The sequence below is a fragment of the Comamonas aquatica NBRC 14918 genome (assembly GCF_000739875.1).
Lineage (GTDB): Bacteria > Pseudomonadota > Gammaproteobacteria > Burkholderiales > Burkholderiaceae_C > Comamonas > Comamonas aquatica.
Map to the genome: position 1 here is coordinate 21,735 of NZ_BBJR01000050.1, position 22,014 is coordinate 43,748.

Here is a 22,014-nt window from a genome sequence, read left to right on the forward strand (position 1 = left end):
AAGCCGGTGTGGCGGGCCTGGCCACCATGGCCCCGCCACGGTAAAGCGCGCCTAGCCGCGCGGATGCTGGAACACGGTGGCATTGATGCGCAGCTGCTTTGCCTTGGCGGCGGCCTGCTCGGCCTGCTGGCGCGTGTCGAACGGACCGATGCGCAGGCGCGTGAGATCGCCCTTGCTGCTGCTGACGGTCTGGCGCAGGGCATTCAGCTTGGCGCCCTGCAATTGCTGGACGGCCTTGTCGACATTCGCGGCCTGGGCGTAGACACCGGCGTTCAGGTAGAACTTGCCGGGTACCAGGCGCCCGTTGGTGGCGGCGGGCGCTGGCTTGGGTTCGGGGGCGCTCTTGGGGACCTTGTCGGCTTTTTCGGCCTTGGCGGTCTTGCTGCCCTTGTCGGTTTTTTCGGCTTTGTCGGGCTTGGCCGGTGCGGGGGCCTTGGCGGCTGGCGCGGGCGGTGTCACGGCCTTCTTGGCCGGGGCTGGCGGTGGCGCCGCCGGGGGCGATGCCGCGGCCAGGGCTGGTGCCGGCACAGGCACAGCGGCCGGTGCTGCTGCAGGGGCTGGCGTTGGGGCTGGCGCTGGCGCTGGCGCAATCGCCGGTGCCGGCTCGGCGACCAGGGCAGTTGGGGGGGCGGCTTCGGGCGTGGCGGGCACGGTCTGGGCCAGTGTGACGAGGGACAGCGCGGGCGCGGTGTCGGCGGGAGGGGCGGCCGCGGGTGTGGGGGTGAAGGCCACAGGCTGCGCCGGTGCCAGGCTGGACACCTGGGGAATGACGAGGTCGGGCGGGCCGGACGGGGCCGGCGCCTCGCTCGGTCCACCTTGCTTGACCTGGTGCAGCACCAGGCCGGTCAGGGCGGCCAGCAGCAGGGCTTGGATGGCGGCGATGGTGTGCAGGCGGTCCTTGGTCACGGCCTGCTTCGCCAGCTGCGCGCGCGCCTGTGACAGCGAGCTGGCGCGGGTCAGCGTCTGCAGCGTGTGCTGGCGCACATGCTGGTAGTACAAGGCGTTGCCCAGGGTGCCCGGCACCACACACAGCAGCATGCCGACCAGCAGGCACAGGGCCAGCTCCAGCGGCAGTGGCAGCCGCCCGTGCACGCCGCCCCACCACACCAGCAGCAGCGCGGCCAGCAGGCACAGGTACAGGGCGGCCGGGCGCCACAGCTTGCGCAGCACCAGCCAGGCCAGCGTGCAGAAGGCGGCGCCGTGGTTCCAGGTGGGAATGGCCTTGCCCAGGGCCTCGAAACGGTTGAAGTGCTGCTGGTAGTAGGCTGCGTTGACGGGGCCGACGCTCAGCCGGTACAGGTCGGGCATGATGCCCATGTCCCCGGAGGAGGGGGCAGGTGTGAAGGCGTTGGAGCGGGAAGGCGTCGCAGGCATGCGGGCGATTGTGGCATGGCCGGTGTGCGGCCCTGAATTGTCAAACAATGTTTGTCACACCCGGCCCACACGGCGGGCACAGGTAGTCGCGCCTTGCCTTTTGGGCGCACACCCTTGCGTGGGCTTTTACACTGGCGGCTTTGTTTTCGCGGCGCGGCCCCTGCTTGGGGGCCGTGCCCACCGTGGCGGCTGTACAGGCCGCCGTGCTACCGAGTCAGTGAGTCATGCAACCACAACACGAATGGCAGTTTTTCCGGGCGGGCGGGGTGGACCAGGTCACCATCCGCACCGGTGCAGATATCGCAAACATTGGACAACTGGATCAGAAGCTGTGGGTGGCCCTGGCCTGCCCCACACGCGGCATTGAATTCGACAGCGCCACGCTGGACATGATCGACCTGGATGCCGACGGTCGCATCCGCGCGCCGGAACTGGTGCAGGCCTGCGAATGGGCGGTCTCCATGGTCCAGGACCCGGAGGTGCTGACCACCGGGTCGGACGTGCTGCAGCTGTCGTCGCTGCGCGGGGATTCCGACGAGGCGCGGGCCCTGCTGGATGAAGCCCGGCGCATCCTGGCGCTGCAAGGGCGCAGCGGCACCGACAGCGTCTCGCTGGCCGAGGTGCAGCAGCGGCTGACGACGCTCAACAGCATGCCCTTCAACGGCGACGGCATCCTGAACCCCGTGACCCTGGCTGATCACCCCGCGCTGGCCGCCCTGGTGGAGCGCATCATGGCCGCCTATGGCAGCGCCCAGGGGTGTGACGGCCAGCCGGGCCTGGGCCGCGCGCAGCTGGACAACTTCTTCACCGACGTGCAGGCGATTGCCGACTGGCATGCGCGCGCCCAGTCCAACACCTGTGCCCTGCCCACGCAGGAGCAGGCCATGGCCGCCGCGCAGGCGCTGAATGCCGTGCAGGCCAAGGTCGAGGACTTTTTTGCGCGCACGCGCCTGGCGGCTTTCGACGCCAGCGCCCTGGTGCCGCTGAGCCCGTCCGTCGAAGGCTACGCCGCCCTGGGCAAGCAGCTGCTGAGCCAGGAGGATGCTGCGATTGCCGCCCTGCCCGTGGCCACCGTGGTGGCCGGGGGCGAGCTGCCGCTGACGCAGGGCATCAACCCCGCCTGGGCCGAGGCGATGGCCACCCTGCGCACCACGGCCGTCGAGCCGCTGCTGGGCCCGCTGGACAGCCTGAGCGCCGCGCAGTGGGCGCAGCTCAAGGCGCAGCTGGCGCCGTGCCAGGCCTGGCTGGCGGACTACCCGGCGACCCCGCTGGGTACGGTGGCGCAGGCCGAGGCACTGGCGCTGCTGGACAGCGGCATGCAGCAGCAGTTGCAGGATTTCATCCAGCACGATGAGGACGAAAAGCAGCACAGCGTGCACGCGATCGCGCTGGAGAAGCTGATCCGCTACCAGCGCGACCTGCTGGCGCTGCTGAACAACTTCGTGGCGTTCTCGCAGTTCTACAGCCGCCAGGGCGCGGCCTTTCAGGCCGGCACCCTGTTCCTGGACGGCCGCAGCTGCGACCTGACGGTGGATGTGGCCAACCCCGCTGCGCACGCCACGCTGGCCGGCATGGCCAAGGTATTCCTGGCGTATTGCGAGTGCCAGCGCAATGGCCAGAAGCGCCACATCGTGGCCGCCTTCACGGCCGGGGATGTGGACTTCCTGTTCGTCGGGCGCAACGGCATCTTCTACGACCGTGCCGGCCAGGACTGGGATGCCACCATCACCAAGCTGATCGAGAACCCCACCAGCATCGGCCAGGCCTTCTTCTCGCCCTACAAGAAGTTTGTGCGCATGGTCGAGGAGCAGGTGGCCAAGCGCGCCGCCGCCAAGGATGCCTCGGTCACCGCCAGCCTGGACGCCCAGGCCAGCAAGCTGGTCGACGTGAGCAAGAGCGCAGCCGCCGCACCGGCCCCCGCTGCCGCGGCGGGCAAGAAGACCGACGTCGGCACGGTGGCCGCCATCGGTGTGGCGCTGGGCTCCATCAGCACGGTGCTGGTCGGCATCTTCGGCAAGTTCGTGGAGCTGGGGCCCTGGATCCCCGTGGCCTTGCTGGGCATCATCCTGGCCATCTCCGGCCCCAGCATGCTGATTGCCTGGCTGAAGCTGCGCGAGCGCAGCCTGGGCCCCATCCTGGACGCCAGCGGCTGGGCCATCAATGGCCGCATGAAGATCAACCTGCAGCTGGGCAACTCGCTGTCGCAGGCGGCCAAGGTGCCGCTGAGCGCCAAGCGCATCACCCACGACCCGTTTGCCGACAAGCACACCGCCCGCTGGGTCTGGGGCGTGGTGGCCGTGCTGGTGCTGGCCGCGCTGGCCTGGCGTTGCGGCTGGCTGGACCGCGTGCTGCCCCAGCCCTGGCAGTACGACGCGGTGATGGCCGAGGTGGCACCGCCGTCGGCGGCCACGCCTGCATCCGCTCCTTCGCCTGCGCCTTGAGCGGCGTCCTAAAGCCCCCCACAAGCCAGCAGCCTGCTGGCTTTTTTCATAGCGGCAGGCGCACGATGGATAAGGGCTAGAGGCCGTTTTGGCCTGAAATTGCGGGAGGCCGGCCCGTGCCGGTCTCCGCAACGGTCGATCGTGCCGGCACGGTGCGCCCCGAGCACGCAGTCCCCAAAGGCCTGGGTGCGCCGCGGCAGGCGCTTGCCATGCCAGTGTCGCCAGCGGCCGCAGCGCGGGTTATGGGAGGGGGGCGGCGGGCTTACCAGCCCTTGGCGGCCAGCGCCTTGGCGATTTTGTTGCGCGGCACGGTGGGCTTGGGCACCTTGAAGTCGAACCAGTTGCGCACATCCTCTTCCACGCCGATGCCGTGCATGAAGTTGTAGATGGCTTTCTTCAGCCCCACGCCCAGGGCGTCGTGGTCCACGCCGGTGGGGTCGATGAAGGGGATGTCGTTGCGCGCAAACGTGGCGGGCGGCAGCGCGGGCAGGGTCACGCCGTAGGCTTGCGGGTTCTGGCCCACGGGCGAGTGGATGGTGCAGGCAAAGCGGTGAAAGAATCCGCTCTGGATGCAGCCGTTCTCGAACAGCTGGCGCACATACTCCAGCGCATCCACCGTGTCCTGCACCGTCTGCGTGGGAAAGCCGTACATCAGGTAGGCGTGCACCAGGATGCCGGCGTCGGTCAGCGCCTTGGTCACGCGCGCCACCTGTTCCACGCTGACACCCTTTTTCATCAGGTCCAGCAGGCGGTCCGAGGCCACTTCCAGCCCGCCGGAGACGGCGATGCAGCCGCTGTCGGCCATCAGCTGGGCCAGCTCGGGGTTGAAGGTTTTCTCGAAGCGGATGTTGCCCCACCAGCTGATGTCGGTGCCGCGCGCGATCAGCTCCTGGGACAGGGCCTTGAGCGCCTTGGGCGGCGCGGCCTCGTCCACGAAGTGAAAGCCGGTCTGGCCGGTCTCGGCCACGATGGCGTCGATGCGGTTGGCCAGCTCGGTGGCGCTGGCGCCTTCGTAGCGGCCGATGTAGTCCAGGCCCACGTCGCAGAAGCTGCACTTCTTCCAGTAGCAGCCGTGGGCAATCGTCAGCTTGTTCCAGCGGCCGTCGCTCCACATGCGGTGCATGGGGTTGAGCATGTCCAGCAGCGACAGGTAGTCGTGGATGGGCAGGCCGTCCCAGGTGGGCGTGCCCACCTCGGCAAAGGCGATGTCGGCTTCCATCAGGTTGATGTACTGCACCGCGCCTTCGTCGTTGCGCACGAAGGTGCGCACCAGGCGCGAGCGGCCACGCTCGCCGCGCAGGTGTTCCAGCAGCGCCAGCAGCGGGCGTTCGCCCGCGTCCAGCGTGATGAAGTCGAAGTAGTCGAACACGCGCGGCTCGGCCAGCGTGCGCAACTCGGTGTTCACAAAGCCGCCGCCCAGCACCAACGTGATGTGGGGGAATTCGGCCTTGATGGTCTGGGCGATGCGGAAGGCCGCGTAGACCGAACCCGGGAAGGGCGTGGACAGCAGCACCACCGTGGGCCGGTGGCGCCAGACGGCCTTGCGCGTCAGCTCGGCCAGCGCGTCATCGACCAGGGTGGGGGCGGCGGCCAGGGCCTCGGCCAGCGGATCGAAGGTGGGCTGGTTGCCCGACAGCGACTCGGCATAGCGCACAAATTCAAAGCGCGGGTCGGCCGCGTCGCGGATCACGTCGGCCAGGTCGTTCAGGTACAGCGTGGCGTAGTGCTTGGCACGGTCCTGCTGGCCCAGGGCGCCGAAGGCCCAGCCCACGGGGTCGCCCGAGCCATCGTCCATGTAGTGCTCCAGCGCATCGAAGCGCGGGCCCTCGGGCAGCCAGGCGCGGCTGACGATGCGGTGGCTCAGCGTGCTGTCCTTGCCCTGCAGGAAGGCGATGACGCGGTTCACCGTGGCCAGGTACTGGTCGCGCTGGCCCATGAAGCTTTGCACGGCGGGGCTGAACAGGCGGCCCGGGTCGGCGTCGTACTGCGCCTGCACCAGGTCGATGATCTGCGACAGGCCGTCGCGCGACAGCAGCTTGAGCACCAGGGCCAGGGCCAGGTCTTCCTGCACCGCATCCACCCCGCGCGAACGCAGAAAGCCCGTCAGATAGGGCGCAGAAGGGTAGGGCGTGTTGAGCTGCGTCATCGGCGGGATGAGCGACAGCACGCGGGTGTCAGGAGCAGTCATGAAGGTTTAGCAGGCCGGCGGGGCGGCACGCAGGGCCGCACAACAAAAGCCCGGCTGGGCAGCAGGGCGGGGCGATATTGTCGCTGGCTTGGCGAAAAAGCGCCGGCACCAGGTTTCTGGCGGCCCGGCCCCAGGGCCTGCGCGGGCCCAAAAAAAAGCCACCCGCAGGTGGCTGTCAAGGAAGGAGGCGGGGGTGTGCCTCAGTTGGCAGAGAGCTTGCGCTCTTTCACCACGCGGCCCCACTGCTCATATTCTTTTTTCATGAACGCCGCCAGTTCCTGGCGCGTGGTGGGCTGCGGGGTCAGACCATGGTCGTTCAAGGCCTTTTTCACGCCTTCGTCGTTCAGGGCCTTGACGATTTCCACGTTCCAGCGGTCCAGGATGGCCGTGGGGGTTTTGCTGGGGGCCACGAAGGCGTACCAGTTCAGGGCCTCAAAGCCGGGGTAGCCGGCTTCGGCCACGGTGGGAATGTCCGGCATGTAGGCCGGGCGTGTCAGGCCGGTGGTGGCCAGGGGGATCAGCTTGCCGGCCTGCACGTGTGGCAGGGCGGTGGGGGGCGCGGCGAAGTAGCTGGTCACGCGTTCGCCCAGCAGGTCCTGCAGGGCCGGGGCGCCGCCCTTGTAGGGTACGTGCACCATTTCCACGCCGGCGCGCTGGTTGAACAGCTCACCCGCCAGGTGCGAGGCCGAGCCGGCGCCGGTGGAGGCGTAGTCCACCTTGCCGGGCGACTTCTTGGCCAGCGCCACGAACTCCTGCAGGTTCTTCACCCCTGCGCCCTTGTGCACCACCAGCACGTTCGGGAAGTTGACGCCCCCGGACAGCGGCGCCAGGTCCTTGAACGGGTCGTAGGTCAGCTTCATCAGGTGCGGGGCGATGGTCAGCGGGCCGACCGAGCCGAACAGGATCACCGATCCGTCGGTGGCGGCATTCGCCACCTGGCCGTGGGCGATGTTGCCGCCCGCGCCGCCCTTGTTCTCCACCACCACGGACTGGCCGATGTTCTCGCTCAGCTTCTTGGCGATCAGGCGCGCGGCGGCGTCGGCCGCGCCACCGGCGGCAAAGCCCACCACCATGGTCACGGGTTTCTTGGGCGGGAAATCCTGGGCCAGGGCCGGCAGACCGCCCAGCAAGCCGGCGCTGAGCAGCGCGGCCGAGGATTGGATGAGGGTGCGTCGTTGCATGGGGTATCTCCTGAATGGGGTGTTATCTTTTTGGTGTGGGGGAGTTCAGCGCCGCGGGGCTTGTGGCCCCGCACGCCTCAATCGGCCCCCAGGCCGATGGGGTTGGGTTGGCGTTTTTCGGTGGCATGGCGCAGCAAGGCCGCGGTGCGGAACACGCCATGGGCAAACTTGCCGTAGGGCAGGGTGGCGAACAAGGCCATCACCGCGCCCAGGTGCAGGCACAGCAGCAGGGCCAGGGCGGGGGTGGCCCGGGCCCACCACAGCGCCAGGCCGCTGGTGGCCACCAGGAACAGCAGGGCGATGAAGCCCAGGTCCATGGGTTTTTGCTGGGCATCGCCATGCAGCGGGTGGCGGCGGCGGTTCAGGCGCCACAGGCCGGCCGTGCCCAGGGCCAGCATCACGCCGCCCGTGCTACCCAGCAGCTTGGGCAGGCTGGGCAGGTCGTAGGGCGCGGCCCAGCCCAGCAGGTAGTGGTAGAGCGTGGCCACGCCGGTGGCGGCAAAGCACAGCAGGAAGCCGTAGAAGGTCAGGTGGTGGCAGCGGCGGCGCTGCAGGGTGTAGGCATCGTCCTCGTTGTGGCAGCCATCGCCGTGACCGCCATCCAGGTACTTCAGGCGCAGCACGTCGCCGGTGGCTTCGGCGGCTGCGGGCCGGCTGACGTCGGCGCCGCTGGTGGCGGGTTTGATGTCCTTCCAGAAGCGGCGCACGCCCATGGACAGCGCCAGCACCACGAACAGGAACACCGGCGCGAACAGGCTCACCAGCAGGTTGTGCGGGAACAGGTTGTAGAAATTGGCGCCCAGGTCGGCCCCCCACAGCGCGCCCAGGCCGCCACCTTGCAGCATGGCGCCCAGCACCAGGAACAGGCTCAGCGCGGCCACCAGGGCCAGCGACAGCGTCAGGCCGTTGCGCTGGTACAGCTGGCCCAGCGCCGGGGGCCAGGCGTAGTCGGCATAGGTCTGGCCACGCACCTCGGCCATGGCCTTGGGGATGTTGATGCCGAACTCGTGCGGCGGGGCGTACTGGCAGGCGTGCAGGCAGGCGCCGCAGTTGTGGCACAGGTTGGCCAGGTAGTTCACATCGGCCTTGCCAAACTCCAGGCGGCGTGTCATGGCTGGGAACACGGCGCAAAAGCCCTCGCAGTAGCGGCAGGCGTTGCAGATCTGCATGACGCGGGCTACTTCGTCTTCGGCCGCGCTCAGGGGCAGGATGGGAATGACCTTGCCGCTGTGGCCAGAGGCCAGGGCCTGGGCTTCCTGGCCCAGCGTTTCAAAGGATTGCATGCTCATGGTGGCTTACACCTCGTCTTTCACGGCGCCGTGTTCGGCGCCTTTACCCGCAGCGGCCAGCGCCGCGTTGCGTCCGGCGATGCGGCCAAAGGCCGTGCCGATGGACATGCCCACGCCCGCGGTGTAGCCCTTGCCCAGCACGTTGCCGGCCATCATTTCGCCGGCCACAAACAGGTTGTGGCTGGGCTGGCCCGCAAAGCGCACGGCGGCGGAGTCATCGGTCTCAAGACCCAGGTAGGTGAAGGTCACGCCGGGGCGCAGGGCGTAGCCGTAGAACGGGCCGGTGTCGATGGGGCGGGCCCAGTGCGTCTTGGCGGGGGTCACGCCTTCGGTGTGGCAGTCATCCAGCGCCGTGTGGTCGAACTGGCCCACCTGGCAGGCGCTGTTGTAGGCGTTGAGCGTGCGCATGAAGGTGTCCACGTTCAGGCCCAGCTTTTGCGCCAGCTCGGGCAGGCTGTCAGCCTTGACGCCGGGGAATACGGGCGGCATGAAGCGCCCGATGGCCTTGCTGTCGATGATGGAGTAGGCAATCTGTCCGGGCTGCTGGGCCACCAGGCGACCCCAGATGGCGTAGCGCTTGGGCCAGAAGTCCTCGCCCTCGTCGTAGAAGCGCTCGGCCTCGCGGTTGACCACCACGCCCAGGGACACGCAGTCGATGCGGGTGCAGATGCCGCCGTCGTACAGCGGCGCGCGCGCGTCGATGGCCACCATGTGGGCCTGGGTGGGGTCGCCAATGCCGTCGACCTGGTGGTCCTCCAGCAGGTGCTTGAGCAGCACCCCCTTGTTGAAGGCGGTGCCACGGATGATGAAGTTGTCGGCCGGCCATTCGCCGCGCGCGTTCTGGCCCCAAGCCTCGCGCAGCCATTCGCGGTTCGATTCGAAGCCGCCGGCGGCCAGCACGCAGCTGCGGGCGGTGATGCGCTGGCCGTTCACATAGGCTGCTTTGAAGATGCCGTGGTCGATGTCGATGCGATCCACCGGCGACTCGTAGCGAATCTCCACACCCAGTGCCTCGGCACTGCGGTAGTAGGCGTTGACCAGTGCCTTGCCGCCGCCCATGAAGAAGGCATTGGTGCGGGCCACGTGCAGCGCACCCGACAGTGGGGGTTGAAAGTGCACGCCGTGCTGGCGCATCCAGTGGCGGCAGGTGGAGGAGGCACGGATCACCATGCGCGCCAGGTGCTCGTTGGTGATGCCCCCTGTCACCTTCAGCAGGTCTTGCCAGTATTCCTCTTCGGGGTAGGCCTCGACCAGCACATCCTGCGGCGCATCGTGCATGCAGCGCAGGTTGCGGGTGTGGGCGGAGTTGCCGCCGCGCCAGGCGCGCGGTGCGGACTCCAGCAGCAGCACGCGGGCACCTGCTTCGCGCGCCATTAGCGCGGCGCACAGGGCGGCATTGCCACCACCGATGACCAGAACATCGGTGTCCATGAATCTCTCTCCTTGCAGTCTCACTCGTGGGGAAGATCGACTGTAGGGAGCGCGCCCGGCCCTGGGCAGGGGGTCCAGGGAATGGGGGTATCAGTTTTTGTGATGGCTCAGCGTGGCGCCGGCCCAGGCGCCACTGGTCACCAGGTGCTCGGCGCAATCGCGCAGCACCACGCGGGCGGCCAGTGCGGCGGGCGACAGCTCATCCTCCGACAGACCGCACAGCATGGCCGGGCGGCGCACCTGGCCGTCCACGATCTCCGACCACAGGAATTCGCCCTGCGTGGCGTGGTGCAGCTTGACGGCCGACCAGGGCTGTACCGTGGCGCCCATGCCGGCCATCACGGCCTCCATCAGCAGCGGCAGGCCGTCAATCTCCAGCGCCATGTTCAAGGGCAGGCCCGCATGCGCGAAGGCGGTGACGATGGCATTGCGCAGCCCGTGGCTGCCCGAGGGCAGGATCAGCGGCACGCCGCCCATCTGCGCCATGGTGGTGGTGGCCGTGTGCGGGCACACCGGGCGGCGCTTGGACTGGATCAGGTAGAGTTTCTCCTCCAGCAGCGGCTGCACGCTCCAGCGGCGGGCGCCCTGTGCATCGAACAGGATGGCCAGATCCAGCTGGCGCGCATTCAGCAGGCTGGTCAGGTGGCCCGACAGCGCCGACACCATGTGCAGGCGCACCTCGGGGTAGCGCTGGCGCAGGGCCTGCATCAGCGGCAGGCCCAGCACCGAGGCAATCGTCGGTGACAGCCCGATGCTCACGGCCCCCGACAGCCGCGCCTGTTGCGCCGCGTGGATGGCCTGCTCGGCATGCCGCAGCGTCAGCTGGGCCTCGTGGAAAAAGGCCAGCCCGGCCTCGGTCGGGACCGTGCCCTTGCTGGAGCGCTGCAGCAGGCGGGTGCTGAGTTCGCTCTCCAGGCGGCTGATTTGCTGGCTCAGGGCGGACTGCACCATGTCCAGGTCCATGGCGGCGCGGCTCATGGAGCCCAGTTCCACCACACGCACGAAGTAGCGCAGTTGGCGCAGTTCCATATGTGGCTCACAGTGAAGACAGAAAACGGGGGCGCGATGCCCCCGCACCAGCCGGCATGGTAGCGGCCCCGCAGGGGCGACGCCGTGCACGGCCCGCATGGCGTGGCATTGCACTTGCTTATCTGCGGGCATGTCTGACCTGATCCTGACCCCCGAACCCCTGACGCCTGCGCGCTTTGCCCCTTTTGGCCAAGTGGTGGCCGTGCAGGGGCAATCGCCCGCGCTGCCCGCCTGGCCCATCAACGGTGGCAACGCCGTGCGGCATGAACTGCTGGCCGACCTGCAGCTGACGGCCGAGGGCGGCGTGCCCATGCTGGCGCTGTTCAGCGCCCAGGCGCGGCGGTTTCCGCTGGACGTGACCGAGCTGGAGCGCCATGCCCTGGGCAGCCAGACCTTTGTGCCACTGGGCACGCAGCGCTTTGTGGTCGTGGTGGCCCGCCCCGGGCCGGCCCCCCAGGCGGATGATCTGCAGGCCTTTATCACCGACGGCCGCCAGGGTGTGGTGCTGGCACCGGGGACCTGGCACCACACCCTGCTGGCGGTGGAGGGCGGAGATTTTGTGGTGGTGGAGCGGCGCGCGGCGGCGGTGGATTGCGAGGTCTGCTGCCTGGACCCAGGCGTGCAACTGCGACTCTAGCGCCCCGGCTCCCATGAAAAAGCGCCCGCAGGGGGCGCTGGTGGGGGCGGCGGTGCCTAGGGCTTGAAGTCCAAACCCTGCTGCACGGCATCGCGCATGCGCTGGTCACGCTCGTCGCCGTGCATGGGCTTGCGGTTGCGGTCCTCGATCTGGGCGCCCGACTCACCAAACACCGGCGGGGGCGAGCGCGTGATCTCGCCTTTGGGCAGGTAGGAGGGCTGGGCCAGGAAGTACAGCAGCAACGCGGCGCAGGTGGCGGCGGCGATCCAGCGGTTTTTGCGCTTCCAGCTCAGACCGAAGCCGATGGCGGCGATCAAAAAGGGCAGGAGGTTGAGCAGCAGGATCATTTGGCGATGCTCACCATGGGCACGCTGTCGCCCAGGGTGGTGGTGGGCAGCTGGCCGTTCCACTTCTCGATCCAGGCGCGGTCATTTTCCAGCTTGCGCAACTGCAGCACGCGGGCATCGACGGACTGGGCCAGCACCGATTGCGACATGGCTTCGGTTTCGGCCTTTTCCTTGTCGATGGCGCGCTGCAGCCGGGCTTCCTGCAGTTCACGCTCCAGCTGGGCCTTGGAAATCGTCAACTGGGCCTCTTCCTTCTGGATGGCTTCCCGGCGCTCGGCCGCTGACTCCTGCGCGTCGGTGATGATCTTGGGGTATTTCAGGTTGGTGATGCCGACAAAGCGCACCGAGAACGGCGTCAGCGACTCGATGGCCTTGCCCAGCTGCAGGCGCAGGTCGGCGTTGATCTTTTCATTGCTGGAGGCGATCTCGCTGATCGAGAGCTTGCTCAGGTACTCGCGCACCTCGGCCTGGATGATCTGGCTGGCATAGGTGCGGTACACCTGCTCGTTGGCAATCGTCGAGACATGCTCCGACATCTCGGTGGGGGCGATCGCATTGAACAGCTCCGCCGTCTTCTTGGGGTTGATGCTCAGCGTCGCGCGGATGGTCACTTCCAGGTTTAGCTTGTCTTCGGGGATGAAGATGCTCATGGCCTCCTGGTAGGCCTTGTCGGAGACATCCAGCAGCACCAGGCGGTCGCAGTAGGCCCAGCACTTGCCCAGCGGCCTGTGGGCGCAGCGCACGCCGGTGCCAGCCCATGACGAAACAGCCCATGACGCCACAGCCCCGCGGCCATGGCCTGCGGGGCTGTGGTGCAGGGCGGGGCCTCAGGCTGTGGCGGCCAGCTGCTGCGCCATGGCGATCAGGCTGCGGTCGCTGCCGGCGGGGCCCAGCAGCGACAGGCCCAGTGGCGCCCCCTGGCGCCCGGCCAGGGGCAGCGAGATCTGCGGAAAGCCCGACAGCCCGGCGATGCACAGCATCTGCACGGCCTGGTTGCGGTAGTGCTCCAGCGCGGCCTCGTCGGTGCTGCGCAGCGGGGCGATGTCGGGCATGGAGGGCATGACCAGCACGCCGTCGTGGCCCAGCAACTGGCGCAGGTGGGCGCTGAAGCGGGTGCGGAAGGCCTGGGCCTGTTCGACCTGGGCGTCGGTGACATCCCGGGACCAGGCAAAGCGTTCCTTCACACCGGGGCCCAGCACGGGGGCGTAGCGTTCGATGAAGGCGCCGTCGGTCATCCAGGCTTCGCGGCCCTGGAGGTAGCGGAAGCTCCAGTACATGGCCTCGAAACTGTCCAGCGCCACGCTGGTGGGCGCGGCTTCGCCGTACACGGCCTGGACCTGGGCCCGCGCGCCGTCCCAGGCGGGCCGCACGTCGGCGGCGATCAGGCCCCAGACGTCGGTGGGAGCCAGCAGGCGCGGCCGGGCGGGCAGCGGGGCGGGGTCGGCACCCAGCAGCACGTCGCCGACGCGGGCGAAGGTGGTGGCGTCGCGGGCGAACCAGCCGCAGGTGTCATAGCTGTGGCACAGCGCCAGGGCCGATTGCAGGCTGACGCGGCCGTGCGTGGGGCGGATGCCGTACAGGCCGCAGTGGCTGGCGGGCGCGCGCACCGAGCCACCGGTGTCGGTGCCCAGGGCAAAGTCGCACAGCCGGCTGGACACGGCCGAGGCCGAACCCGAGGACGAGCCGCCGGTGATGCGCTCCGGCGCCGCGCCGTTGAGCGGTGCGCCGAAGTGGGCGTTGTTGCCATTCATGGAAAAGGCCAGTTCGTCGGTGACGGTCTTGCCGGCGAAGGCGGCACCGGCGTCCAGCAGCTTTTGCACGGTGGGCGCGGTGTGGGTCTTGGTGCCCGACAGGGCCAGCACCAGCGGGTTGCCGCCGCCCGTGGGGTAGCCGGCCACGTCGAACAGGTCCTTGACGCCGAAGTACAGGCCGCTGAGCGGGCCGGTGCTGGCGTGGGGCACGGGCACGTCGGGATAGGGCACGAAGGCGTGGGCAGGATCGTTCAAGGGCATGGCAGGCTTTCCAGAGGACAGGGATACAGACAACGAGCGCGTGAAAACAGGAGCGCATGGCGCGCGCCCATTCGGCATTTCTAGGCGAAAAGGCTTGGAAAGTGCCGTTGGATGAGCGCCAGCTGCTCTTTTTTTATGCAGGGGCGCCACGCAGGCGTTCAGGCCGCCAGCGGTTGCGCAGCGGGCCGCGCGGCTTCGTCGGTGCGCACGCAGCGCGCCAGGTGGCCGGGGGCGATCTCCCGCGCGGCGGGCACGGCCTGCAGGCAGGCGTCGGTGGCCCAACGGCAGCGTGGGGCAAAGGCGCAGCCGGGGGGGATGGCGGTCAGGTCGGGTGGCGCACCGGGGATGGTCTGCAGCGGCTGGCCGCGCTCCATGGCGCCGTGCGAGCGGCTTTGCAGCAGGGCCATGGTGTAGGGGTGGCGCGGGTGGCGGATCAGCTGCTCGGCCGTGCCTTCCTCGACGATGCGCCCGGCGTACATCACGGCGATGCGGTCGGCCACCTCCACGGCGGCGCCGATGTCGTGCGTGACGAAGATGATGCCCAGGCCCAGGTCGCGCTGCAGCTCGCGCAGCAGCAGCAGGATCTGGATCTGCACCGTGGCGTCCAGTGCGGTGGTGGGCTCGTCGGCCAGCAGCACCTGCGGGTTGCAGGCCAGGGCCAGGGCGATCATGGCGCGCTGGCGCATGCCGCCCGACATTTCGTGCGGATAGGCCTTGAGGCGCTGCGCCGGGCTGGGGATGCTGACGCGCTCGAACAGCTGCAGCGCGCGCGCTTCGGCCTCGGCCTTGCTGGTCTGGGGTTCGTGGCGGCGGATGGCCTCGACGATCTGCGCGCCCACGGGGTAGACGGGGTCCAGGGCCAGCAGCGGGTCCTGGAAGATCATGGCGCAGGTCTTGCCGCGAAAGCCGGGCAGCTCGCGCTCGCGCAGGGCCAGCACATCGTGGCCGGCGACCTGCACCTGGCCTTGCATGGTGGTCTTGCGCTCGGGGTGCAGGCGCAGCAGGGTGCGCAGGGTGACGCTTTTGCCTGAGCCGGACTCGCCGATCAGCGCCACGGCTTCGCCCGGGCGCACGGACAGGCTCACGCCGCTGACGGCCTGCACCGGTTTCTTGCCGCCGGTGAACTGGATGTTCAGGTCTTCGATCTGTACCAAGGGGGTCATGGTCGTCTCCGGGGGTCAAGCCGCCAGGGCGGGCTGATCGGCCGTGGCCAGGGGGTGGCCACTGCTGAATTCGTGCACCAGGCAGCGCGCGTGGTGGTGCAGCTGCACGTCCGAAATCGTGGGCACGCGCTCGGCGCACACCGCGGCGGCCTGCGGGCAGCGCGGGTGAAAGCGGCAGCCCGTGGGCGGGTTGATGGGGTTGGGCGGGTCGCCCGCCAGCGGCGCGCGCTGGGTGCGGTGGGCGGGGTCCATGGACGGCACGGACGACAGCAGCGCCTTGGTGTAGGGGTGGGCGGGCTGGGCGAACAGGCTGTCCGAAGGCCCGATCTCTGCCACCTGGCCCAGGTACATCACCATCACCCGGTCGCTGATGTAGTGCACCACGCCCAGGTCGTGGCTGATGAAGACATAAGTCAGGCCGAACTCGCGCTTGAGGTCAGACAGCAGGTTCAGCACCTGGGCCTCGACCGACTTGTCCAGGGCAGAGACGGCCTCGTCCAGGATCACCATGCGCGGCTGCAGCGCCAGGGCGCGGGCGATGTTGATGCGCTGGCGCTGGCCGCCGGACAGCTCGTGCGGGTAGCGTTCGGCGAAGCGGCTGGGGGCCAGGCCCACGCGGTCCATCAGGTGGTGGGTGCGGGCGATGGCTTCCTTTTTGGATACGCCGTGCACCTGGGGGCCGAAGGCGATGGAGTCCTCGATGGTCAGGCGCGGGTTCAGCGAGGCATAGCTGTCCTGGAACACCATCTGCACCTGGCGGCGGAATTCCTTGAGCGGCAGGTCGCGCGAACCCACGCTGCGGCCGTCGAAGATCAGCTCGCCTGCCGTGGGGTCCATCAGGTGCATCAGCAGGCGGGCCGTGGTGGATTTGCCGCAGCCGGATTCGCCGACCACGCCCAGGGTTTCGCCCTTGAGCACTTCGAAGTCCACGCCATCGACGGCGCGCACGGTGGCGCCGTTCTTCAGCGGAAAGTGCTTGGTCAGCCCACGGATGGTGAGCAGCGGCTGGGCGGGGCCGCCCACGTCGGGAAGGGTGGTGTGCAAGCGCATGGTTTACCCCTTGTTGTCCATGGCCGAACGCAGGCCGTCCGACAGCAGGTTGAACGAGATCGAGGTGATGAAGATCATCACGCCGGGCAGGGCGGCCACCCAGGGCTGGGTGTAGATGGCGGTGCGCAGGGTGTTGAGCATCAGGCCCCATTCCGGCTCGGGTGGCTTGACGCCCAGGCCCAGGAAGGACAGGCCCGAGGCCAGGATCATGGACACCGCGATCAGGCTGGTGGCGTAGACAAAGATGGGCCCCAGCACATTGCCCAGCACGTGCACGCGCACGATGGTGAAGGCGCTGGCGCCGGTGGCACGCGCCGCTTCCACATAGTCGCGGTTGCGCGCCTGGGCGGTCACGCTTTCGGCCACGCGGGCGATCTGCGGGATGAAGACAATGGTCAGCGACACCAGGGAGTTGACGATGCCCGCGCCCAGGGCGCCCGACAGGGCGATGGCCAGCAGCACCGAGGGGAAGGCGTAGAACACGTCGATGGTGCGCATGATCACGGTGTTGGTGCGCCCGCCGGCGTAGCCGGCCAGGATGCCGATGCCGGTGCCGATCACAAAGGCCATTAGCACGGGCGTGATGCCCATGAACAGCGACAACCGCGCGCCCACCATCAGGCGCGACAGCAGGTCGCGCCCCAGCTCGTCGCTGCCCAGGGGCAGGCTTTCGGTGCCGATGGGTTTGAGGCGCTTGATGATGGACGTGGCATAGGGGTCGGCCGGGGCCAGCCAGGGGGCCAGCAGGGCCATCAGAATCAGCAGGGCCACCACGGCGGCGGCGCCCATGGCCACGGGGTCGCGCGCCAGGCGCTGCAGCACCGAGGCCCAGTAGCCGCGCGAACGGTGCTCCGGCAGCGGCTGGACCGCGGCGGCCGCATCGGGGGAGAGGGACAGGCTGGACATGGAGAGGGGCTCCTTCAAGGGTCAGCGCGCAATGCGGGGGTCAAGCAGGGTCTGCACCACGTCGACCAGCAGGTTGAGCAGCACGAAGAACACCGCCAGCACGAGGATGGAACCCTGCAGCAGGGGCAGGTCGCGCTGGAAGATGGCCTGGTTCAGCAGGAAGCCGGTGCCGGGCCAGGAGAACACGGTCTCGATCAGGATGGAGCCGCCCAGCAGGTAGCCCAGTTGCAGGCCCATCACGGCCAGGGCCGTGGGCGCGGCGTTCTTCAGCACGTGGCGGAAGATGCCCAGGTGGGTCAGGCCCTTGGCCTTGAGGCCGACGATGAACTCCTGGTCCAGCAGCTCGGCCACCAGGGCGCGCACCGTGCGCGCGATGATGCCCATGGGGATGACCGACATGGTGATGGCCGGCAGGATCATGAACTGCACGTGCTCCCAGTCCCAGACCCAGTCGCCCGAGCCACCAGGCCCTGCGCCCGTGGCGGGCAGCCACATCAGCTGGGACGAGAAGATGATGACCATCACCATGCCCAGCCAGTAGTGGGGCACGCTGACGCCCAGCACCGACAGCACGGAGCACAGGCGGTCCATCACGGAGTTGCGGAAGTAGCCCGCCACAAAGCCGAACAGGCTGCCCAGCACAAAGCCGATCAGCGTGGCCACCACGGCCAGGCGCAGGGTGTTGACCACGGCGGTCATCACCTCGGTGGCGACGGGGCGGCTGGTGGCGATGGACTGGCCCAGGTCACCCTGCAGCGCGCGCCAGACCCAGCGCAGGAACTGTTCGGGCAGGGGCTGGTTGAAGCCATACAGCTCGCGCATCTGCGCCTGCAGTTCGGCCGAGGCGTCGGCCGGCAGGATGGACACCAGGGGATCGCCCGGCGCGATGTGGACCAGGGCAAAGCACAGCAGGGCCACGCCCAGCATGATGGGCAGGGTGTAGAGAACGCGTCGCAACAGGTAGTTCAGCATGGGGTGTGGCGTGGTGGGGGTTCAGGAAGGTCCACGTCCGTGCGCAGGGCGCAACGCGGGGCGGACCGGGCCGGACCTGGGGTCCGGCCCGGCGGCGGCTTACTTCAAGGTCATGGTGGCGATGTCGATGAACCAACTTTGCGGCTGGACCACGTTGCCCACCTTGGCCGACATGGCGCGCGGGCCCACGTCGTGCGCCACGAACAGGAAGGGCGACTCATCCACGACCAGGGTGTGCAGCTCGGCCAAGGCCTTGTCACGTTCCTTGGCGTCGAAGGTGGTGCGCGCCTTGTCCACTACGGCATCCACCTTGGGGTTGCTGTAGAAGCCCCAGTTGTTGGACAGCGGCGGGAAGGACTTGGTGCTGACGAAGCGCACCATGGCAAAGAACGGGTCCATGGTGGCGGCCGTCACGTTGGTGGCGCTGGCCTTGTTGGCGCCGGGGTCCTTGGCGCCCAGGCGCCAGCCCGAGAACAGGGTGTTCCACTCGACCACGTCGAACTGCACATCGAAGTGGCATTGCTTGAGGGTTTCCTGGATGAACTCGTTCATCGGCAGCGGCTGCATCTGGCCCGAGCCGGAGGCCGAGGTCTGGATCTTGACCTTCAGCGGCTTGGCGGCCGTGTGCCCGGCCTGCTCCATCAGGGCCTTGCCGGCGGCCACGTCGTACTTGATCTGGAAGCTGGGGTTGCCGCGCCAGGGGTGGCCGGGTTCGAAGATGCCGGTGGCCGGCTCCATCATGCCGCCCAGCAGCTGCTTCATGCTGGCGCGGTCCACGCACAGGTTGGCGGCGTGGCGCACGCGCTTGTCCAGCCAGGGCGAGCCTTCGACGAAGGAGAACTGCCAGGGCCAGATGTGGGGCTGCAGGTTGGAGTAGACCTTGAAACCGCGGCCCTTGAGGGCGTCCAGCGCGTCGGGCGCGGGGGCTTCGATCCAGTCCACCTGGCCGCTCATCAGCGCGGCGGTGCGCGAGTTGGCCTCTGGCAGGGGCAGCAGCACCACGCGGTCGATGGTGGGGGTGCGCTTGGGGTCCCAATAGGCGCTGTTCTTCACCATTTCAAAGCGCTCGCGCGCCACAAAGCGTGCGGCCTTGAACGGGCCGGAGCCGGCCGGGTCGGCGGCAAACGCGGTCCACGCGGCCTTGCTGCGTTCGGCCTTGCCGCTCACCGTGGCGGGCACGGCCGCCAGCTTCTTGGCCCAGTGTGCGGGCGAGGCCATGAACAGGTTGGTCAGGTTGATGGGCAGGAAGGCATCGGGCTCGGAGGTGGTCAGCTCCACCGTCAGGTCGTCGATCTTCTTGGCCGAGCGCAGCGTGGGCATGCGCGAGGCGGTCACCCCCACTTGGGCGGGGTCGTACTGTTCGGCCTCCTTGTCCAGCACCTTGCCCACGTTCCAGACCACGGCGTCGGCGTTGAAGGCGCTGCCGTCGTGGAACTTCACGCCGGGGCGCAGCTTGAACACCCACTTGGTCTTGTCCTTGTCGTTCACCGCCCAGGACAGGGCCAGGCCGGGGATCAGTTCGCTGGGCTTGTCGGCCTTGCTCAGGTCCCAGTGGGTCAGTGCGTCGTACAGCGGAATGCCGGTGAAGCGGTTGCCTTCAAAGCCCTGGTCCGGCTGGCCCGAGGTGCGGGGGATGTCGCCAGCGGTCATGGCGATGCGCAACACCTTGTCCTGCGCCATGGCGCTGCTGGCGCCACCGGCCAGGGTCATGGCCACAGCCAGCGTCAGCCCGTGGAGTGCCGGGCGGGAAACAGAGAAAGCAGAAGACTTGCGCATGGGAGACCTTTCCATCGGAGGGTTGGGGTAAGCCTCGCAATGCAAGCGCCGTGCCATATCGTGAATATCGTTTATCGATACGCGTTACTGCGTGTTCGATGTGAATTGGCATGTTTTGTGCGATTTAAGTGGCTCTCATTCCTTTGTCTCTTGCCGGGAGCCTGCCCATGAACCCCTCCGCCGCGCAGCTGCGCATCGATGACCAACGCCTGTGGCAGTCCCTGATGGACCTGGCCGCCATCGGCGCCACTCCCAAGGGCGGTGTCTGCCGCATTGCCCTGACACCCGAAGACCAGCAGGGCCGCGACCTGGTGGTGCAGTGGTTCCGGCAGGCCGGGCTGAGTGTGCGCGTGGACGAGGTCGGCAATGTCTTTGGCCGCCGTGCGGGGACCGACCCGCAGGCCCGCGCCGTGGCCACGGGCAGCCACATCGACACCCAGCCCACGGGCGGCAAGTTCGATGGCAACTATGGCGTGATGGCCGGCCTGGAGGTGGTGCGCACCTTGAACGCCCACGGCATCCAGACCCGCGCACCGATCGAGGTGGCGTTCTGGACCAACGAGGAGGGCACGCGCTTCACCCCGGTGATGATGGGCTCTGGTGCATTTGCAGGCGTTTTTGGTGCAAAAGACATGCACTTGCAACAAGATGGCGCAGGCATCAGCGTGGGCGAAGCCTTGCAGCGCATTGGCTACCTGGGCGATGTGGCCTGCGGCGCGGTGCCCGGCGGTGCCTTTGCCGCCTACTTCGAGGCCCACATCGAGCAAGGCCCGGTGCTGGAGGCCTATGACAAGCCCATCGGCATTGTCAGCGGCGCCCTGGGCCAGCAGTGGTACGACGTGACCGTGACCGGCATGGACGCCCATGCCGGCCCCACGCCCATGGAGCTGCGCCACGACGCCCTGCTGGCGGCGGCGCGCATGGTGGAGGCGGTCAACCGCATCGCCCTGGACGAGGCCCCGCACGGCCGTGGCACCGTGGGCCATGTGCAGGTGCTGCCCAATTCGCGCAACGTGATCCCGGGGCAGGTCAAGTTCACCGTGGATTTCCGCAACCTGTCGCAAGCCGGGCTGGACCGCATGGACGCAGCCATGCGCCAGGGGTTTGCGGCGCTGGCCGCACAGTGCCAGTGCACGGTGGAGATGGCGCAGGTGGTGAAGTTCGAGCCCTGCGTGTTCGCCCCCGACTGCGTGGCCAGCGTGCGCCAGGCGGCCACGCAGCTGGGCTATGCCCACATGGAGGTGGTCAGCGGGGCCGGGCACGACGCGGTCTACGTCAACCAGGTGGCGCCGACGGCCATGATCTTCGTGCCCTGCAAGGACGGCATCAGCCACAACGAGATCGAGGATGCCCAGCCCGCACACCTGGCCGCCGGCTGCAACGTGCTGTTGCACGCCATGCTGGCGCGGGCCGGCGTGGCGTGAAGCCGCGTTGCCCCCCTGGCACCGGGCTTGCATGCCCGGCCGGCACCTGCCTGGCAGGTGCACCCCCAGGAGTTGACATGCCGGCCACCCACCACGTCCTCATCATCAACCCGAACACCTCGCGCAGCGTGACCGAGCGCCTGCTGTCCCAGCTGTCGCCGGGCCTGCCCGAGGTGCAGCTGCACGGCGCCACGGCCCTGTTCGGGGCGACGTACATCGCCGACGAATACAGCTATTGCGTGGCCGGCCACGCGGTGCTGGATGCCTGGGAGCGCGCCCAGCCGCTGGCGCCGCCAGGCGGCTACCACGCCGTGCTGGTGGGCTGTTTCGGGGACCCGGGCCTGCCGGCCCTGGACGAGGTGGCGGGCATCCCGGTGCTGGGGCTGGCGCAGGCCGCGGTGCAGGCCCTGGCGCGCCAGGGCTGGCAGCGCGTGGCCGTGGTCACCGGCGGCGAGAAATGGCAGCCCATGCTGGAGCGCTGGAGCCGCGCGGCCGGCCATGACGGCCCCGGCGCCGCGCTGCAGATCGTGCAGGTACGCACCCTGGCAGCCACCGGCCTGCAGATGATGCAGTCGCCGGACCGCACGGCCCAGGCACTGGCCCAGGCCAGCGCCGAGAGCCTGCAGGGCACGGACGCGCAGGCCGTGCTGCTGGGCGGCGCCGGCCTGGCGGGCATGGGCGAGCGCGTGCGCGCCATCACCGGCCTGCCGGTGTGGGACTGTGTGGAGGCCGCCCAGCAATCCCTGCAGCACACGCTGGCCACAGCGAACTGGCGCGCGGCCGTGGCCTGATCC

Annotated in this window: 18 protein-coding genes; 4 read left to right on the forward strand and 14 right to left on the reverse strand. The window is 68.7% G+C overall.

Annotated features, from left to right (window positions below; genetic code table 11):
* Positions 1-51: 51 nt before the first annotated feature.
* Complete coding sequence (locus CA2_RS11910; protein WP_081888981.1) at positions 52-1,374, reverse strand: SPOR domain-containing protein; 1,323 nt, start codon at positions 1,372-1,374, stop codon at positions 52-54.
* A 224-nt stretch (positions 1,375-1,598) separates the two neighbouring features.
* Between CA2_RS11910 and CA2_RS11915 the strand changes: the two genes are divergently transcribed.
* Positions 1,599-3,815: a hypothetical protein gene (locus CA2_RS11915; RefSeq protein WP_042417286.1), complete on the forward strand. Its 2,217-nt coding sequence runs from the start codon at positions 1,599-1,601 to the stop codon at positions 3,813-3,815.
* A gap of 262 nt (positions 3,816-4,077) precedes the next feature.
* Here CA2_RS11915 and CA2_RS11920 read toward each other — a convergent pair whose 3' ends face one another.
* The 5 genes from CA2_RS11920 to CA2_RS11940 all read right to left on the reverse strand — a co-directional run bounded on the left by CA2_RS11920 (position 4,078) and on the right by CA2_RS11940 (position 10,933).
* Complete coding sequence (locus CA2_RS11920) at positions 4,078-6,003, reverse strand: B12-binding domain-containing radical SAM protein (RefSeq protein WP_081888982.1); 1,926 nt, start codon at positions 6,001-6,003, stop codon at positions 4,078-4,080.
* Positions 6,004-6,203: 200 nt separating this feature from the next.
* Positions 6,204-7,184: a Bug family tripartite tricarboxylate transporter substrate binding protein gene (locus CA2_RS11925; protein WP_042417292.1), complete on the reverse strand. Its 981-nt coding sequence runs from the start codon at positions 7,182-7,184 to the stop codon at positions 6,204-6,206.
* 77 nt (positions 7,185-7,261) lie between these two features.
* Positions 7,262-8,467: a tricarballylate utilization 4Fe-4S protein TcuB gene (tcuB, locus tag CA2_RS11930; RefSeq protein WP_042417383.1), complete on the reverse strand. Its 1,206-nt coding sequence runs from the start codon at positions 8,465-8,467 to the stop codon at positions 7,262-7,264.
* Between the two features lie 12 nt (positions 8,468-8,479).
* Positions 8,480-9,904: an FAD-dependent tricarballylate dehydrogenase TcuA gene (tcuA, locus tag CA2_RS11935; protein ID WP_042417295.1), complete on the reverse strand. Its 1,425-nt coding sequence runs from the start codon at positions 9,902-9,904 to the stop codon at positions 8,480-8,482.
* 90 nt (positions 9,905-9,994) lie between these two features.
* Positions 9,995-10,933: a LysR family transcriptional regulator gene (locus tag CA2_RS11940; RefSeq protein WP_042417298.1), complete on the reverse strand. Its 939-nt coding sequence runs from the start codon at positions 10,931-10,933 to the stop codon at positions 9,995-9,997.
* Positions 10,934-11,063: 130 nt separating this feature from the next.
* Between CA2_RS11940 and CA2_RS11945 the strand changes: the two genes are divergently transcribed.
* The gene (locus tag CA2_RS11945; RefSeq protein WP_042417301.1) at positions 11,064-11,570 is read left to right on the forward strand and encodes an ureidoglycolate lyase; all 507 of its coding nucleotides are present in this window, start codon (positions 11,064-11,066) and stop codon (positions 11,568-11,570) included.
* A 56-nt stretch (positions 11,571-11,626) separates the two neighbouring features.
* Here CA2_RS11945 and CA2_RS11950 read toward each other — a convergent pair whose 3' ends face one another.
* From CA2_RS11950 to CA2_RS11985, 8 genes are all read right to left on the reverse strand, one after another.
* A complete protein-coding gene (locus tag CA2_RS11950; RefSeq protein ID WP_042417304.1) occupies positions 11,627-11,917 on the reverse strand; it encodes a hypothetical protein in 291 nt (96 codons plus the stop codon).
* On the reverse strand, positions 11,914-12,660 hold the full coding sequence (locus CA2_RS11955; protein ID WP_245620947.1) for an SPFH domain-containing protein: 747 nt from the start codon (positions 12,658-12,660) through the stop codon (positions 11,914-11,916). Before CA2_RS11955 ends, CA2_RS11950 begins: the two co-directional genes overlap by 4 nt.
* 84 nt (positions 12,661-12,744) lie before the next feature.
* Positions 12,745-13,929, reverse strand: a complete 1,185-nt coding sequence (locus tag CA2_RS11960) for an amidase (RefSeq protein WP_042417310.1) — start codon at positions 13,927-13,929, stop codon at positions 12,745-12,747.
* Between the two features lie 158 nt (positions 13,930-14,087).
* On the reverse strand, positions 14,088-15,092 hold the full coding sequence (locus CA2_RS11965; RefSeq protein ID WP_042417313.1) for an ABC transporter ATP-binding protein: 1,005 nt from the start codon (positions 15,090-15,092) through the stop codon (positions 14,088-14,090).
* 15 nt (positions 15,093-15,107) lie between these two features.
* Positions 15,108-16,142: an ABC transporter ATP-binding protein gene (locus CA2_RS11970; protein WP_042417316.1), complete on the reverse strand. Its 1,035-nt coding sequence runs from the start codon at positions 16,140-16,142 to the stop codon at positions 15,108-15,110.
* A 3-nt stretch (positions 16,143-16,145) separates the two neighbouring features.
* A complete protein-coding gene (locus tag CA2_RS11975; RefSeq protein ID WP_042417319.1) occupies positions 16,146-17,048 on the reverse strand; it encodes an ABC transporter permease in 903 nt (300 codons plus the stop codon).
* Positions 17,049-17,069: 21 nt separating this feature from the next.
* A complete protein-coding gene (locus CA2_RS11980) occupies positions 17,070-18,020 on the reverse strand; it encodes an ABC transporter permease (protein WP_042417321.1) in 951 nt (316 codons plus the stop codon).
* 99 nt (positions 18,021-18,119) lie between these two features.
* Positions 18,120-19,796 carry an ABC transporter substrate-binding protein gene (locus CA2_RS11985; RefSeq protein ID WP_042417325.1) on the reverse strand — a complete coding sequence of 559 codons (1,677 nt, stop codon included), beginning with the start codon at positions 19,794-19,796 and terminating at the stop codon, positions 18,120-18,122.
* Positions 19,797-19,963: 167 nt separating this feature from the next.
* On the opposite strand from CA2_RS11985, the gene CA2_RS11990 reads away from it, so the two are divergent.
* The gene (locus CA2_RS11990) at positions 19,964-21,220 is read left to right on the forward strand and encodes a Zn-dependent hydrolase (protein WP_042417328.1); all 1,257 of its coding nucleotides are present in this window, start codon (positions 19,964-19,966) and stop codon (positions 21,218-21,220) included.
* A 77-nt stretch (positions 21,221-21,297) separates the two neighbouring features.
* The gene (locus CA2_RS11995) at positions 21,298-22,011 is read left to right on the forward strand and encodes an aspartate/glutamate racemase family protein (RefSeq protein WP_042417332.1); all 714 of its coding nucleotides are present in this window, start codon (positions 21,298-21,300) and stop codon (positions 22,009-22,011) included.
* The last annotated feature ends 3 nt before the right edge of the window (positions 22,012-22,014 follow it).